At 62.2% G+C, this 13,585-nt stretch carries 13 protein-coding genes; 9 read left to right on the top strand and 4 right to left on the bottom strand.

All coding sequences use genetic code 11. The features are described from left to right. Positions 1-5: 5 nt before the first annotated feature. Genes PYH37_RS10880 through PYH37_RS10870 form a run of 3 tightly spaced genes read right to left on the bottom strand, consistent with a single transcriptional unit; the run spans position 6 to position 3,228 of the window. Entirely contained in the window at positions 6-995 is a 990-nt protein-coding gene (locus tag PYH37_RS10880) for an ABC transporter permease (RefSeq protein WP_280731417.1), read from the bottom strand. Beyond that, the gene (locus PYH37_RS10875) at positions 992-2,503 is read right to left on the bottom strand and encodes a sugar ABC transporter ATP-binding protein (protein WP_280731416.1); all 1,512 of its coding nucleotides are present in this window, start codon (positions 2,501-2,503) and stop codon (positions 992-994) included. The genes PYH37_RS10880 and PYH37_RS10875 overlap by 4 nt, the downstream gene beginning before the upstream one ends. After that, positions 2,503-3,228: a GntR family transcriptional regulator gene (locus PYH37_RS10870; RefSeq protein ID WP_280731415.1), complete on the bottom strand. Its 726-nt coding sequence runs from the start codon at positions 3,226-3,228 to the stop codon at positions 2,503-2,505. The genes PYH37_RS10875 and PYH37_RS10870 overlap by 1 nt, the downstream gene beginning before the upstream one ends. Positions 3,229-3,317: 89 nt before the next feature. On the opposite strand from PYH37_RS10870, the gene PYH37_RS10865 reads away from it, so the two are divergent. The 9 genes from PYH37_RS10865 to PYH37_RS10825 all read left to right on the top strand — a co-directional run bounded on the left by PYH37_RS10865 (position 3,318) and on the right by PYH37_RS10825 (position 11,567). Beyond that, entirely contained in the window at positions 3,318-4,190 is an 873-nt protein-coding gene (locus tag PYH37_RS10865; protein ID WP_280731414.1) for an SMP-30/gluconolactonase/LRE family protein, read from the top strand. A 42-nt stretch (positions 4,191-4,232) separates the two neighbouring features. Beyond that, positions 4,233-5,285, top strand: a complete 1,053-nt coding sequence (locus PYH37_RS10860) for a sugar ABC transporter substrate-binding protein (protein ID WP_280731413.1) — start codon at positions 4,233-4,235, stop codon at positions 5,283-5,285. 45 nt (positions 5,286-5,330) lie between these two features. Beyond that, entirely contained in the window at positions 5,331-6,851 is a 1,521-nt protein-coding gene (locus PYH37_RS10855) for a sugar ABC transporter ATP-binding protein (RefSeq protein ID WP_280731412.1), read from the top strand. Further along, positions 6,848-7,855, top strand: a complete 1,008-nt coding sequence (locus PYH37_RS10850; protein ID WP_280731411.1) for an ABC transporter permease — start codon at positions 6,848-6,850, stop codon at positions 7,853-7,855. The genes PYH37_RS10855 and PYH37_RS10850 overlap by 4 nt, the downstream gene beginning before the upstream one ends. Then, entirely contained in the window at positions 7,852-8,346 is a 495-nt protein-coding gene (locus PYH37_RS10845) for a lactoylglutathione lyase family protein (RefSeq protein WP_280731410.1), read from the top strand. The genes PYH37_RS10850 and PYH37_RS10845 overlap by 4 nt, the downstream gene beginning before the upstream one ends. Before the next feature lie 12 nt (positions 8,347-8,358). Continuing rightward, a complete protein-coding gene (locus PYH37_RS10840; protein WP_280731409.1) occupies positions 8,359-9,378 on the top strand; it encodes a C-terminal binding protein in 1,020 nt (339 codons plus the stop codon). 11 nt (positions 9,379-9,389) lie between these two features. Then, positions 9,390-10,061 (top strand): RraA family protein, encoded by a 672-nt coding sequence (locus tag PYH37_RS10835; RefSeq protein ID WP_280731408.1) that lies wholly within the window; start codon positions 9,390-9,392, stop codon positions 10,059-10,061. 451 nt (positions 10,062-10,512) lie between these two features. Beyond that, positions 10,513-10,974: a mobile mystery protein A gene (locus PYH37_RS10830; RefSeq protein ID WP_280732478.1), complete on the top strand. Its 462-nt coding sequence runs from the start codon at positions 10,513-10,515 to the stop codon at positions 10,972-10,974. Continuing rightward, on the top strand, positions 10,971-11,567 hold the full coding sequence (locus PYH37_RS10825; protein ID WP_280731407.1) for a mobile mystery protein B: 597 nt from the start codon (positions 10,971-10,973) through the stop codon (positions 11,565-11,567). Before PYH37_RS10830 ends, PYH37_RS10825 begins: the two co-directional genes overlap by 4 nt. 617 nt (positions 11,568-12,184) lie before the next feature. On the opposite strand, the gene PYH37_RS10820 is transcribed toward PYH37_RS10825, so the two are convergent. Beyond that, complete coding sequence (locus tag PYH37_RS10820; protein WP_280731406.1) at positions 12,185-12,820, bottom strand: peroxiredoxin-like family protein; 636 nt, start codon at positions 12,818-12,820, stop codon at positions 12,185-12,187. Positions 12,821-13,585: the final 765 nt, after the last annotated feature.

The following is a 13,585-nucleotide window of genomic DNA, read 5'->3' as shown; positions in this document are numbered from 1 at the left end:
ACGGTTCATTCGTTGCCGCGGCGCACGAGCATGTCGAGTGCGACCGCGGCCACGAGCACGGTGCCGGTGACGATCATCTGCCAGTAGATCGATACTGCCAGCATGGTCATGGCGTTGTTGATGAGGGCGACGAAGATCACCCCGAGGAAGGCGCCGAGAACCGTCCCTTCGCCGCCGCGCAGACTGGCGCCGCCGATCACTGCGGCTGCGAGAACCTGCAGCTCAAGCCCGGCGCCAGCGGTAGGGGTGCCGCTCATCAGCCTGGAGGCAAGCAGCACGCCGGCGAGCGCGGCAAGCAGGCCCGAGAGCATATAGGCGACGATGCGGACGCGCTCGACAGGCAGGCCCGACAGGCGCGCCGCCCTTTCATTCGATCCGATGTAATAGATTTGGCGGAAGAAACGTACATGCCGCATGGCCAGATCGAACAGGACGACCAGCCCGAGGGTCGTCCAAACCAGGAAAGGGACGCCAATAAACTGCGCCTTGCCGGCCCAGGCGAAGGCGGCCGGCAGGTTTGACAAAGAAAAACCCTCTGTGAGCACCAATGCTATCCCTCGCGCGATCGACATCGAGCCTAGGGTCGCGACAAGCGGGTTGACGTTGATCTTGGTGACGACCAGCCCGTTCGCCAATCCGATCGCGGCGCCGAGCGCGAGCGCGGCCAGGACGGCGAGCGGGATCGGCCAGCCGTCGATGATTAGCAGCGCCACGATGGTGCTTGCGAGCGCGAGAACGGAGCCGACGGACAGGTCGAAACCGCCCGAGGCGAGCAGCATTGTCATGCCGATGGCGATGATGGCGGTCGGCGCCATACCGACTGTGATCGCCCGGAAATTAGCCATGGAGAAGAAGAAGGGAGAGGCCAGCCAGGTGGCGATGATGAGTGCCACGATCAGAAGGGCGAGCGTCAATTCGCGCGTCTCGATGATGAGACGCAGGAACTGCCTGCAGACCAGCTGAACTGTAAGGCGGCGCATGTTCTCGGCTCTCATGCCACCGCTCCACTTTTATGGCCTCGTGTTCCCGCAGCGAAGGCCATGACGAGTTCTTCGGTTGCGCTTGCGGTCTCGAGCTCTGCCGCGATCCGGCCCTGCTGCATTACGATGATGCGGTTGGTGAGCGCAAAAAGTTCGGGCAGGTCGGATGAGACGAACAGGACCGCCTTGCCTTGGGAGGCGAGGCGGCGGATTTCCTGATGGATGTCCTGTTTGGCGCCGATGTCGACGCCCCTGGTCGGCTCATCGATTATGATGATCTCGGGCCTCCTTTCCAGCCACTTCGCGATCATCAGTTTCTGCTGATTGCCACCGCTGAGCTTGGCGGCCGCCGCGCAAAGCCCTGGGACCCGAATGTGAAAGCGCTCGACGGCTTTTTTCGTCGCCTCGCGGCCCGCGGCCGCGTTGAGCAGGCCGTTCCGGCTGAACCGGCCAAGCGCTGTCACGATGATGTTGTCTACGACCGATTTCGTTACAAAGAGCCCTTCCTCCTTCCGGTCTGCAGGCACATAGGCGACGCCGAGCCGCATCGCGTGACGGGCATCATGGAAGCGCACCGGATCTCCGCGAACTTCAATCGTGCCGCAATGAACCGGAACGATTCCCGCCAAAGTCCGCGCAAGCTCGTCCCGGCGTGCACCCATCAGGCCCGCCAACCCCACCACTTCGCCGAAGCGCAGGGTGAGGTCGACGCCTGAAAACTCGCCCCGTCGTCCCAAGTTTCGCGCCTTCAGCGCGACCCCACCGCCGGCCTGAGCCGACGGAGCCGTCAGCGCAGCGAAGTGGCGGCCGACCATGTCCTGCACCACCAGATCGGGTGATATCGCGTCCGTATGATTTGTGCTCACCAGCCGCCCATCGCGCAGGACCGTGATCCGGTCGGCAATGCGGAAGACCTCGGGTATGCGATGAGTGACATAGACAATGCCGATTCCGCGCTCCTTGAGGCGGCGCAAGACCTGAAAGAGCGCCTCCACCTCGACCGCATCGAGCGCGGAGGTCGGCTCGTCGAGGAGCAGGATCCGCGAGCTGAGCGACAGCGCCTTGGCGATCTCCACCAGTTGACGCATGCCGACCGGCAGCCGCCCCACGGGCCGGTCGACGTCCGCTTCGACATCGAATTCAGCCAGAATGTCCCGCGTCCTCCGCCGAAGCTCGCGCCATCGAACAAGGCCGAAGTGGGTGGGTGCGCGGCCGGCGAAGACATTCTCCGCGACCGTCAGCGCGCGAGCGAGGCTGAGCTCCTGAAAAACCGTCCCGATGCCAAGCGCCTGCGCCTTTGCGGGCGTATCGATTGTGACCTGTCGAGCGTCTATCTCGATCGAGCCTGAGTCGGGCGCGACGACGCCTGACAATACGCCGAGCAGTGTAGATTTCCCAGCACCGTTCTCGCCCAAAAGCGCATGGATTTCGCCGGCTAGCAATTCGAAATGGACGCCTTGGAGCGCCCGGGTCATTCCGAACGAGCGCGAAATGCCGCTTAATCGAAGGAGCGGCTCGGCCATCACATCGCCTCCGCAACCTCCTTGTCGGCAGCCGCTATGTCCTCGATCTCGGCCGAATAGGTCTCCCGCGTCCGCCCGATATGGACATCCAGGATGGCGAGCGTTGCGGCGAGGTCGCGCTGCCGCACCGTCTCCAGCATCTGGCGGTGCTCGCGGAACGACATCTTGGTGTGGAGCGGCTTGGTCGCGAGATGGGTCCTGAGAGCGGCGATCTTGCCGACGTTGCGTTCGTAGGCGTCGCGCAGATAGCTGTTGCCGCAATGCTCAAGGAAGGTGGCGTGAAAGCGGGTGTCGAGCTCTAGATAGGCTCGCTGATCACCGCGCTGTTGGGCCGCCGTCATCTCCGTGACGACCGCCCCCAGATCGGCCGCGAAGGTCTCAGGATTGCGCGAGATCGCGAGCTTCAGCGCTGCCGCTTCGACCGCGCTCCGAAACTCGCAAATCTCGTGGACTTCGCGGGCACTGAGCGTGAACACGAACGCGCCGCGCTGAGGATAGATCAGCACCAGGCCTTCATTGCGCAATTGAGCGAGCGCTTCCCGCACCGGGGTCTTAGAGACGCCGAGATCATCTGCGAGCTGCCGCTCCGAGAGCGGCTGCCCGAGTTCGAGGTCGCCGTGAATGATCGACGTACGCAGGTGGGAAAGAACCGTCTGCGCCAGCGATTTGGGGCGCTCAATGCGCCGAACGCCGGAATTGCGGTATATTTTCGGTTTGTCTGCCATCTGGAATGTGATATACCAGACAGCAGCACATGGGACAAGCGGTTTGATGCGGCGCGCCACGCTTTAGGAGCGCTCCGGGATAGGATCGCATGGACAGGGCTGAGCTTCTCCTTGATTGCCACAACCAGCACGGCGAGGGTGTGCTGTGGAACCCGAACGACGGCCGCGTTTGGTGGACGGATATCCATGGCTGGCATCTCTGGTGGTACGAGCCTGAGTCCGCCAGATCCGGTTCTGTTGCCATGCCCGACCGCGCGTGCTGCTTCGCGCCCCGGCGGAGCGGAGGGTTCATCATCGCCTTCGCCAAGCAAATTGCGTTCTTCGATCCGGAGAGCGGCGCGGTGTCCTCCATCCATCGCTTCGAGCCCGACAATCCGGACACGCGCCTCAACGACGGCCGCACCGATCGCCAGGGCCGCTTCATAGCCGGCGGCATGAACGAGGGTTCCTCGGAGCCGGTTTCCACCGTCGTGCGCGTCGATCTCGACGGATCGGTGTCCACCATCATCAGCGGGGTCGGGTGTGCCAACAGCACCTGCTTTTCGCCGGACGGGCGGACGATGTATTTCGCCGACTCCTTCGCCGGCACGATCTGGGCCTATGACTACGATCCTCGCACAGGGATCCCCTCCAACCGCCGCGTGCTGAAGGATTTTCAAGGCGAAGCCGGCATTCCGGACGGCTCGTGCGTGGATGCCGAGGGTGCTGTGTGGAACGCGGTCTGGGAAGGCCAGCGGATCGTCCGCATCCTTCCCGACGGCAGGGCCGACCGGACGATCGAGGTGCCGGTCTGGAAACCGACATGCTGCGCCTTCGGCGGAGCGGAACTGGATACGCTCTACATCACCACGTCACGGCTGGCCATGACCCCGGAGCAGCTCGCAGCGGAGCCGACGGCCGGGGCGCTTTTTGCATTCCGGCCAGGCGTGCGCGGCGTCGCAGACCAGCCTTTCGCCGGATGAGAAAACAACGAGAGGAAGCGCGCAACGCCCAGGGAGAACAGGATGAACGTCATGAGAAACGCAACGAAAATTCTCGCTGCCGGCCTGGCGCTTGCCATAGGGCTGGCGGTTGGAGCCGCGTGGGCACAGGAACTCTCTTACCCGGCGCCGAAACCGCTTCAGGCGTCGGCCCAGGCTCCCATCAAGAGCTTCAAGGGACCGAAGGGAGCCCATATCGCCTACATGCCACCGGCGACCGAGTTCAACTACTACATCGCGATCGGCGAAGGCATAAAGAAGGAGGCGGCCAAGCGCGGCATCGACACCTTCCTACTCGCGCCGCAAAGCGGAGCCGACATCAACGGCCAGATGGGCATGCTGCAGGACGTGATCACGCGCGGCGTCGATGCGATCATCCTCTCGACGCATGACGAGCACGCGGCGGCTCCCCTGGTGAAGCGCGCGGTGGATGCTGGAATTGCAGTGGTGATCGTCAATTCCGACATTCCCGACTTTCCTGCCCCTGTCCACGCGGTGGTCGGCTATTCGCAGCGCAAGGGCACGCACAAGCTCGGCGAATATGCCCTGAAATTGACTGATGGAAAGCCGATGATCGTCGGGATTCTGGAGGGGCAGCCCGGCTATCATTCGACCGAGCGGGTGGGCGGATTCCTGGACGCCATCAAGGGCTCGAATTTCAAGGTCGTCGCCAGCCTAGACGGCAAATGGAACGTCGAGGGCGGTAACGCCGCCGCGATGGACATGCTGCAGGCGCATCCCGATATCCAGTTGATCTTCGCTGCCAACGATTACGAGATCATGGGCGCCGCGCAGGCTGCGAAAGCACTCGGCCGCACCGACCTTCTATTGTTCGGCAATGACGGGGATACCGGCGCCGGCCTAGAGCAGATCGCCGCCGGCAACGTCACCGCAACGGTCGACACAACGCCCTTTGTCATGGGCCAGATCGCGCTCGCCATCACCGCCGATATCCTCGCCAACAAATATCCGGGCGGCTGGGTCGAGACCCCGACGCAGATCGTCGACAAGAACAACGTGATCGACATCCTGCGCCATCCCGAAACGCTCTATCCGAAGCCCTCCAAGGCATATTGATGCGCAGGAGCATGGCAGATCGCTGGATCCCGCCGGGAGCAACACGTGACACATGGTGAAGTTATGAGCGTGGACAGCGATACCGTCTGGGAGTTGCGGGGCATCAGCAAGGCATTCGGCGTGGTGCTGGCAAATGACGATGTTTCGCTCGCGCTTCGCCGGCACCAGATCCATGGGCTCGTCGGCGAGAATGGCAGCGGCAAGACCACTCTTATTCGGACGCTTTCAGGCGCGCACCGGCCGGACGGGGGCATGATCCTGCACGAGGGTGCGCCCGTCACGCTCGACAGCACGCTCACGGCCCGCTCGCTCGGCATCGCCACGGTGTTCCAGGAGTTTTCTCTCGTTCCTGAACTGACTGTCGCGGAGAATGTGTTCCTGGGGCGATGGCCCGGCAGCTACTTCAGCATCGATTGGCGCTCCATGCGCGAGGCGGCGCACAGAACCCTGATGGAGCTCGAGCTCGACATCCCTCCGGACGCTGTGGTCGGCGAGTTGCCGGTCGCGCAGCAGCAGCTTGTGGAAATCGCCAAGGCGATGGCGGCGAGGGCGAGCCTGATCGTGCTCGACGAGCCGACCACGGCGCTCGGGGTGACGGAGATCGAGCATCTGCACGAGCTCCTAAGGCGGGCACGAAAAAACGGCGCGGCGATCCTCTATATTTCCCATCGGCTCGACGAGGTTGTCGATCTCTGCGACGTGGTCAGCGTCATGCGGAACGGCCGCATTGTTAGCGGAGCCGACCACACGCCGCTCGATGTAGGCGCCATCATCTCGCTTATGATCGGCAAGGAGATGGAGGAGCAGTACCCGAAGATCCATTGCAGGCAGGGCGAGGTGCTTCTGGAAGCGCTCGGCATCTCCGCCGATCCCAAGCTCCATGACGTGAGCTTCACTCTCCATCGCGGCGAAGTGCTCGGATTTGGCGGGCCGCTCGGCTCCGGCCGAAGCGCTATCGCGCGCGCCCTGTTCGGCGTGGTGCCGCTGGCCGGCGGAGAAATTCGGCTGCATGGAAAGGCGCAAGTGATTCGCAGCCCGGCGGGCGCAATCGCCGCCGGCATCGCGCTCCTCACCGAAAACCGCAATATCGACGGCCTGTTCTTCAACTTCACCGGCCCGCAGAACATCACTGCCGCAAGCCTCGCCGATCTCGACCGTGGTCTCTGGCTCGATCTTGCGCGCGAGCGCAAGGTGGCGGGCGATCTCATCCGCAGCCTGCGAGTAAGCCGTGCCGCCGAAACCGAGCTGGTCGGCCGGCTGTCAGGAGGCAATCAGCAGAAGATCCTGCTCGCGCGATGGCTGAACGCCAATGCGGAGGTCTTCATTCTCGATGAGCCGACCAAAGGCATCGATGTCGGAGCCAAGGTCGCCATCTACCGGCTGATCAACGAGCTGACCGCAGCGGGGAAAGGCGTCATACTGATCAGCTCCGACGACAAGGAGCTGCTCGCCATGTCTGATCGCATCGCGATTGTGCGGCGGGGCCGCATCATGCGCATCGCCGAGGCGAAGACGCTGACCAAGGCCGAGCTCATGGGCGCCGGAGAAAGGCGGGATGCGGCATGAAGCGGCTGTTTTTCCTTCCCGTCACCGGCCCGGCGATCGCCACGATCGTCGTTGCGCTTCTCGTCATGTCCACGACGGACCGTTTCCTTACCCCAGGCAACCTGAACAATCTCGCTCTTCAGGTCAGCATCGTCGCTCTCGTGGCGATCGGTTCCACGGCGGTAATCATCGTCGGCGGCATCGATCTGAGCCCCGGATCCATGATCGCGCTTCTGACAATGCTGCTCGCTATGATGCTGAAATTCTGGGGCTTCGGATTTTGGCCTGCTGTTGTGCTCGCTCTTGCTACCGGCGCTGCGATCGGCGCCCTCAACGGAGCGATCACCGCCTATCTCCGCATTCCGGCCTTCATCACCACTCTCGCCGGCCTGAGCGCCTATCGCGGCCTAGCATTCATGTTCAACAACGGCTCGCCCGTCTTCGAGGCGTCGGATCGTCTCGAGCCGCTGTTCTACGGCAGGCTGGCCGGCATCCCGCTTCCCCTGATCTATATTGTTCTGTTCTTCGCGGTCGCCCACTGGCTTATGCGGCGCACCCGCCTCGGACGCTCGATCTATGCGGTGGGTGGCAATGCCGAGGCGGCGCGGCTATCCGGCATCAAGGTGCGGCGTATCCAGCTTTGCGCGTTCACGTTGGCTGGCCTGATGGCGGCGATCGGGGCGATTCTGATGGCGGCGCGATTGAATTCGGGCTCGCCCAACTACGGCGCCGGCCTCGAATTACAGGCGATCGCCGCAGCCGTGATCGGTGGCGCCAGCCTCGCGGGCGGGCGCGGTGACATGGTGGCCACTCTCTTCGGTGCGCTGACGGTAACAATCGTTCAGAACGGACTGAACCTCAATGCTGTGGCGACATCCACGCAGAATGTCGTGATCGGCGCGATCATCGTTCTCGCCGTGGCGATCGACATGTGGCGCGGCGAGCTCAGCCGCGGATTCGTCTGGGCCCTCGGTCTGCTGCACTCGGCGCGAGGCGCACGGCAGGAAAGGAGGAAAGCGCAATGACAGCCATCACGTTTTCCCATATCGGCGTCACCGTCCCAGATCTCGAGAAGGCGGTCGCGTTCTACGCGAAGGCCTTCGGCTTCTACGTGATAATGCCGCCGACCGAAATCCAGCACGACGACAGCGCTATCGGACAGATGTGCGACGATGTGTTCGGTCCAGGGTGGGGAAGCTTCCGCATCGCCCATCTCTCGACAGGCGACGGCATCGGTATCGAGCTCTTCGAATTCCCCAGAACGGCGCCGGAGGAAAAGCCATTCGAATATTGGCGGCCTGGCCTTTTCCATTTCTGCCTGCAGGACGAAAATCTCGAGGAGCGGGTCAAGATCATCGAATCGCTCGGCGGCCGGCAGCGGATGAAGCAGGTGCGGTTCTATTATCCGGGGCAAAAGCCCTACCGGATGATCTATTGCGAGGACCCGTTCGGCAACGTCATCGAGCTCTACAGCCATTCCTACGAGCTCACCTATTCGGCCGGCGCCTACGTCTGAAAGGAAGCGAGCATGGCGCGCAAACCCAAGGTCGTCATCACCGACTACGACTATGGCAATCTCGACATTGAGCTGCCGATCCTTGAAGCGGCGGGAGCCCGGGTTGTCGCCCTGCAGGCCAAGTCGGAGGAGGAGCTGTTCGAAGAAGCGCGCGACTGCGACGCGATCATGAATCAATATGCGCGTGTGGGTTCGGCGACCATCGATCGCATGGAGCGCTGCCGGGTGATTGCGCGATACGGCGTCGGCGTGGACATTGTCGACGTCGAGGCCGCGACCCGGAAGGGGATCCTCGTCACCAATGTCCGCGATTACTGCACCGACGAGGTGGCCGACCACGCCATCGCGCTCTGGCTGGCGCTCGCCCGCAAGCTCATTCGCTATGACGCGGCGATCCGCAACGGCATCTGGCGTTGGCAGATGGGCAAACCCGTTTGTCGTCTCAAAGGCCGCACCATGGGAATCGTCTCTTTCGGCAAGATCGGCCAGGCGATAGCTGAGCGCGCCAAGGCGTTCGGCGTCACGATCATCGCCTATGATCCCTACCTAGCCGAAGGCATCGCCGAAGCGAAGGGGGTCGCGCTTGTCGGGAAGGACGAGATCCTTGCCCGCTCGGACTATCTGATGATGCAGGTGCCGATGACGGCCGAGTCGCATCATTTTCTGGGCGAGGCCGAGCTTGCGAAGATGAGGAAGGACGCCATCATCGTGAATACCGGCCGCGGCCCAACGATCGACAACCGTGCTCTCGCCAAAGCCCTGGCTGAGGGGCGCATTGCCGGTGCCGGCCTCGACGATCTCGAGGAAGAGCCGGCAAAGCTCAGGAACTGGAACCCCTCCAGCAATCCTTTATTCTCGCTCGAAAATCTGATCGTCACCTCCCATGTCGCTTATTATTCCGAAGAATCGATCCGGCTCGCCCGCGAGACGGCCGCCTCGGAGGTCGCTCGCGTGCTGAAGGGCGAGCGCCCGCTCAATCCGGTGAACGAAGTGTCGCTGGGCGGGCAAGACGGTGACCTCCGGCGGGATTGAAAGAGGTTAAAATGCTGAAGCTGTTCAACCATTTCGAGCGCAATCCTGCGCTCGCCGCGAAATTCGATGCGGTGGCCCAGTGCTACAGCGCCTCCTGCGTTTTTGCAGATTGCCAATACCGCCAGGGGGTGATGGATTCCGAGATCAAGCCGGCCTTCCCGGCCAAGATCGTCGGACAGGCGGTGACGGTCCAGCTCTCGCCCGGCGATCTCGTGGACCCGCTGCGGGCAATCGAGATGAGCGGTGCCGGAGACGTGATCGTGGTTGATGCCGGAGGCGATCGCCAGACTTCGGTTTGCGGCGGGCTGATGGGCGGCCTTGCGCGCAATCGTGGCATCCGGGGCATGATCATCGACGGCGCCGGTCGGGACATTGATGAGCTGCGCGACATAGGATGGCCAATCTGGACCCGCGCCATCACCGCGCGCGGCACCCACACCATGTATTCCGGACGCAAGGAGGAGCTTTCCGTCAATGTGCCGATCCAGTGCGGAGGGGTGACGGTCAATCCGGGTGATTTCGTCGTGGCCGACACGATCGGCGTGACGGTCGTGCCATTGCCGATGGCGGAAGTGGTCCTCGAAGCGGCACGCGAACAGGCCGAACGCGAGCAGAAGACTCGGGAGCGGGTCGCTCAGGGGAAAACGCTCGAGGATCTGCTCGATGAATTCGGCCGGCTTTAGAGACCGATCGAGGGTATCTCTCCCTCGCCGGGTTAGTCGACCGCATGCATAATCATTGTCGCTAATCTATTGCCGCTGTGGATCGCAGAAGGCATTCGATGCGGAGGCGCTAGATCGCAGCACGACCGCCTCGACAATCGGATACAGCGTGCTGTCCGCCCTGAGGCGATTCGAACCAGAGAACCTTCAATTTAGTGATTGCGAACTCGAGAACGCAGGCCGTGACAATAGCTATGACAGTATCTCACGGGTCATCTCCATCGGAACTTTTCTCTAGTTTCAGGAACACCCGGAGGCTACAGACTGATTTTATCGCCTATGTCTCAGGCTGTAGGCTGATTCTATGCCTCATGTTGTCAGCCTATGGACTGACCAATTGATCTTGTTCGTCAGGCTCTGAGCTGATAAAGTTGCGTCCAAGATCAGCTTGCAGGCTGGTGATAGGAGCATGATGAAGAGCAATACTCGCAAGAGAGCACGGCTCCGCCTCGACGAGAGACTTCAGTCGCTCCAGCCGATTGATCGGTTCAGGGCGCCGCCGAGGGGATGGGTGCGCGCGCTGCGCGATGCCCTCGGCATGACGGGCGTGCAGCTCGGCGCGCGCATCGGCATCCGACCCCAGACTGTCGAAACGATCGAGAAGTCGGAAGCGGCAGGAACCATCCAGCTCAACACGCTGCGGCGCGCCGCCGAGGCGCTGGATTGCACGCTCGTCTACGCCCTCGTTCCGAACAGCTCGCTTCAGGCAGTCATTGAGGCTCGGGCGCGCAAGATCGCAATACGCGAGCTGCAGCGTGTCGCGCATACGATGCGGCTGGAAGCGCAAGGCACGGACAATGCCGATTTCGAATCTCGCATCCAGGCATATATCCGCGACAAGCTCTCTGAGCGCGATCTCTGGAACGAGATATGACGGATCTCTTCCAGGAGCCTGAGGACGCGACACCGCTTGAACCGCAGGAGCGAGAGGGCCTGCTCCAGACCTGGATCACTCACCGCAACGACCTCAACGAGGCAGAACAGGAGAACATCGTGGAGGGTGCGGCCTGGGCGCGCGCGCGGCGGCGCGTGCCGCTCGAGCGGATGCTCAGCGAAGACTTCATGCGGACACTGCACAAGCAGATGTTTGGGGAAGTCTGGCAGTGGGCCGGTACGTTCCGGACGACCGAGCGCGACATCGGCATTCAAGCCTATCGCATAGGGATGGACCTGGCGAGCCTGATGGACGACATCCGATACTGGATCGAGCATGAGACCTTTCCGCCGGATGAGATCGCGATCAGGTTCCATCATCGCCTCGTCGCGATTCACCCGTTTCCGAACGGAAATGGCCGTCACGCGCGCCTGGCGGCTGACCTTCTGATTGAGCGGCTCGGCGGCGAGCCTTTCAGTTGGAGTGGTGGCAGCTTGGCCAACGTGGGCGAATTGCGCGCGCGTTACGTCGCCGCGCTACGCGCAGCGGACTATCATGATATCGGTCCGCTGCTGGAATTCGCGCGCAGCTGAGTGCAGAGATTGTCGTTCCAGTTTACTTAACCCGGCCCCAGCCCCTCGAACCGGCAACCGATCGCCGGTGCATTGTCAGCAAGCGGTCGGCATAGGTACCGCAAGCACGCGAGGTGGGGATGTCGACGGAAGAACTAAATGCAGTATGGGCCGCAGGCCTCCCCTCACCTCCCCGCCGTTGCAAGCGACCGGCGTTGCTTGACGCGGTCGTATCCTCCACTGGAGGCTGTTCCAAGGGATACATTATGCGATCCATTTAGCCCAGAACGTGAACATCCTCGCAACAAGCCGTGCACGGGGGCTCGTGAAGAACGGCTCCCTTCGCCCAATCCTGACCTTCCCACTTCGCCAAAGAAAATCAGGAAAGGGTGTGGAAACTTGCCAGATGGCGCGCCCGTCGGAACGGCGTGATTGCGGCAAGGAGGGGACGTCGCCCCGCCTATGCGCGAGGCCTGCTCACTCTAGCGTCTGGTCGCTCCGCGGCCGTTGAATGGAAATCGCTACGAAGCCCACGGGCAGACTTTAACCCTCCGCGCCTTAGCATCATCTAAATTCACAGAATCACCACAGGACGGTGGTCGTCGAGCGAGTTTTCAGCAGCCTATTTCCGCCGCCTATTAATGTGTAACTTGGGAAGCTGCGGACATCAATTCCTCAGGATTCGGTGCCCTGAACGTATTGAGGCCAGCCTCCAGAACTTCAGTGAAGCTCCAGCGTACGATGCCCCCTCGGTCGATCAGGAACTGACCGACAAGCTGCCCCTGGCTGGAAGCCATCGCCTGCTGATCGGCTTCCGTAATCTCATATCCTTCCTTCTTATTGAGAAACTCGTCCATTGCCATGACATCCATAGGCTCGGGCAACTCGCCCGGGAGATGAACCCGTATCGCCTTGACCGTGTCCATCCCGACCTCGCGCAAGCCGAAAGCACGGTGCGAGGCCCGCTCCGGGTCGGATGCGGCGAGAAGATCGGGGGCCGGGTGGTAACGGAAATAGAGCCGCGCCCGCTCGACCGGCGTAATGACCACCGCCAGGCATTCGACGCCTTTCTCACGCAGGGCCGGCTTGAGTTGCGCCATCGCCGCGACATGGCGCCGGCAGAACGGACAGTGTAGGCCGCGAAACATACCGATCAATAACGGGTTACGGCCTCGAAAATCATCAAGCGCGATCTTGCCGTCGCGCGATATCGCATCGAGCACTATATTCGGGGCCTGGTCGCCCAGCTGCAGCGGGCGGGTACTCGTGGACATGGACTACCTCCTCGCCCCGGATCAGTCAGGAAAAGGCAGCACACCCAGCTTCGGCGTTGAGCCTATCCTGGGGGGCGCAAAACTTCCTGCGCCAGAGCAAAAATAGCGTTCGGCCTCTGCCCTATTGTCGAGGTCGTGATTACGCGCTGCAAGCCCCATCATAACACGAAAAAAGCATCCGCGGGTCGCCCGCTAGCCGTCTCGCGCGCCGCCGGTAAACTGTGGGTCGTCTCATCCGTGCCATGGGGCGATACAGCGGCGAGGCCGACTTGGATCTTCCACATACGCACGTCCTTGCGGTGTTGAACGTGTTGAAACTTGGGCGGCCACGATGTGACCGGACACGAAATGTGGTGAATGACCCCAGACCAGCGCACGCCCGAATGCTCTTACGCTGAAGGTCAGGTTCCCGACTTCGTTTAGGACGTTCAGTCTGCAACGACCAAGGTCGTCAACGGGGTCGGATCGCCACACTCGCAATGTCAGACGATGGCGCTGCCTGCGCGTTCCGATCGGAAGGCAGAAAACCACCCGCTCGAGACGATCGGCGCTTGCCCACGCGACACAGCGGCAAGCCGACTGCGAATCCCTCGCCTTGAACGGATTTGAACTGCCGCCACGCAGAGAAGTCGCGCACGCGTTCAAAGCCACAAGCGGCGGGCTGGTGGGTCGCTGGGCCGGAATGAAGGCCCTGGAAAAACATCACACGGTCACCGTGACTCCTGCACCAGGAATTCTACCTGCCGACGTTTTGCTCGCCTTCCG

The organism is Sinorhizobium numidicum (assembly GCF_029892045.1).
Taxonomy (GTDB): Bacteria; Pseudomonadota; Alphaproteobacteria; order Rhizobiales; family Rhizobiaceae; genus Sinorhizobium; species Sinorhizobium numidicum.
This window is presented reverse-complemented; position numbering and strand designations above follow the sequence as displayed.

Coding starts and splice junctions, on each gene's coding strand:
- PYH37_RS10880 (WP_280731417.1), bottom strand. CDS start 995: ATGAGAGCCGAGAACATGCGCCGCCTTACAGTTCAGCTGGTCTGCAGG.
- PYH37_RS10875 (WP_280731416.1), bottom strand. CDS start 2,503: ATGGCCGAGCCGCTCCTTCGATTAAGCGGCATTTCGCGCTCGTTCGGA.
- PYH37_RS10870 (WP_280731415.1), bottom strand. CDS start 3,228: ATGGCAGACAAACCGAAAATATACCGCAATTCCGGCGTTCGGCGCATT.
- PYH37_RS10865 (WP_280731414.1), top strand. CDS start 3,318: ATGGACAGGGCTGAGCTTCTCCTTGATTGCCACAACCAGCACGGCGAG.
- PYH37_RS10860 (WP_280731413.1), top strand. CDS start 4,233: ATGAACGTCATGAGAAACGCAACGAAAATTCTCGCTGCCGGCCTGGCG.
- PYH37_RS10850 (WP_280731411.1), top strand. CDS start 6,848: ATGAAGCGGCTGTTTTTCCTTCCCGTCACCGGCCCGGCGATCGCCACG.
- PYH37_RS10845 (WP_280731410.1), top strand. CDS start 7,852: ATGACAGCCATCACGTTTTCCCATATCGGCGTCACCGTCCCAGATCTC.
- PYH37_RS10840 (WP_280731409.1), top strand. CDS start 8,359: ATGGCGCGCAAACCCAAGGTCGTCATCACCGACTACGACTATGGCAAT.
- PYH37_RS10835 (WP_280731408.1), top strand. CDS start 9,390: ATGCTGAAGCTGTTCAACCATTTCGAGCGCAATCCTGCGCTCGCCGCG.
- PYH37_RS10830 (WP_280732478.1), top strand. CDS start 10,513: ATGAAGAGCAATACTCGCAAGAGAGCACGGCTCCGCCTCGACGAGAGA.
- PYH37_RS10825 (WP_280731407.1), top strand. CDS start 10,971: ATGACGGATCTCTTCCAGGAGCCTGAGGACGCGACACCGCTTGAACCG.
- PYH37_RS10820 (WP_280731406.1), bottom strand. CDS start 12,820: ATGTCCACGAGTACCCGCCCGCTGCAGCTGGGCGACCAGGCCCCGAAT.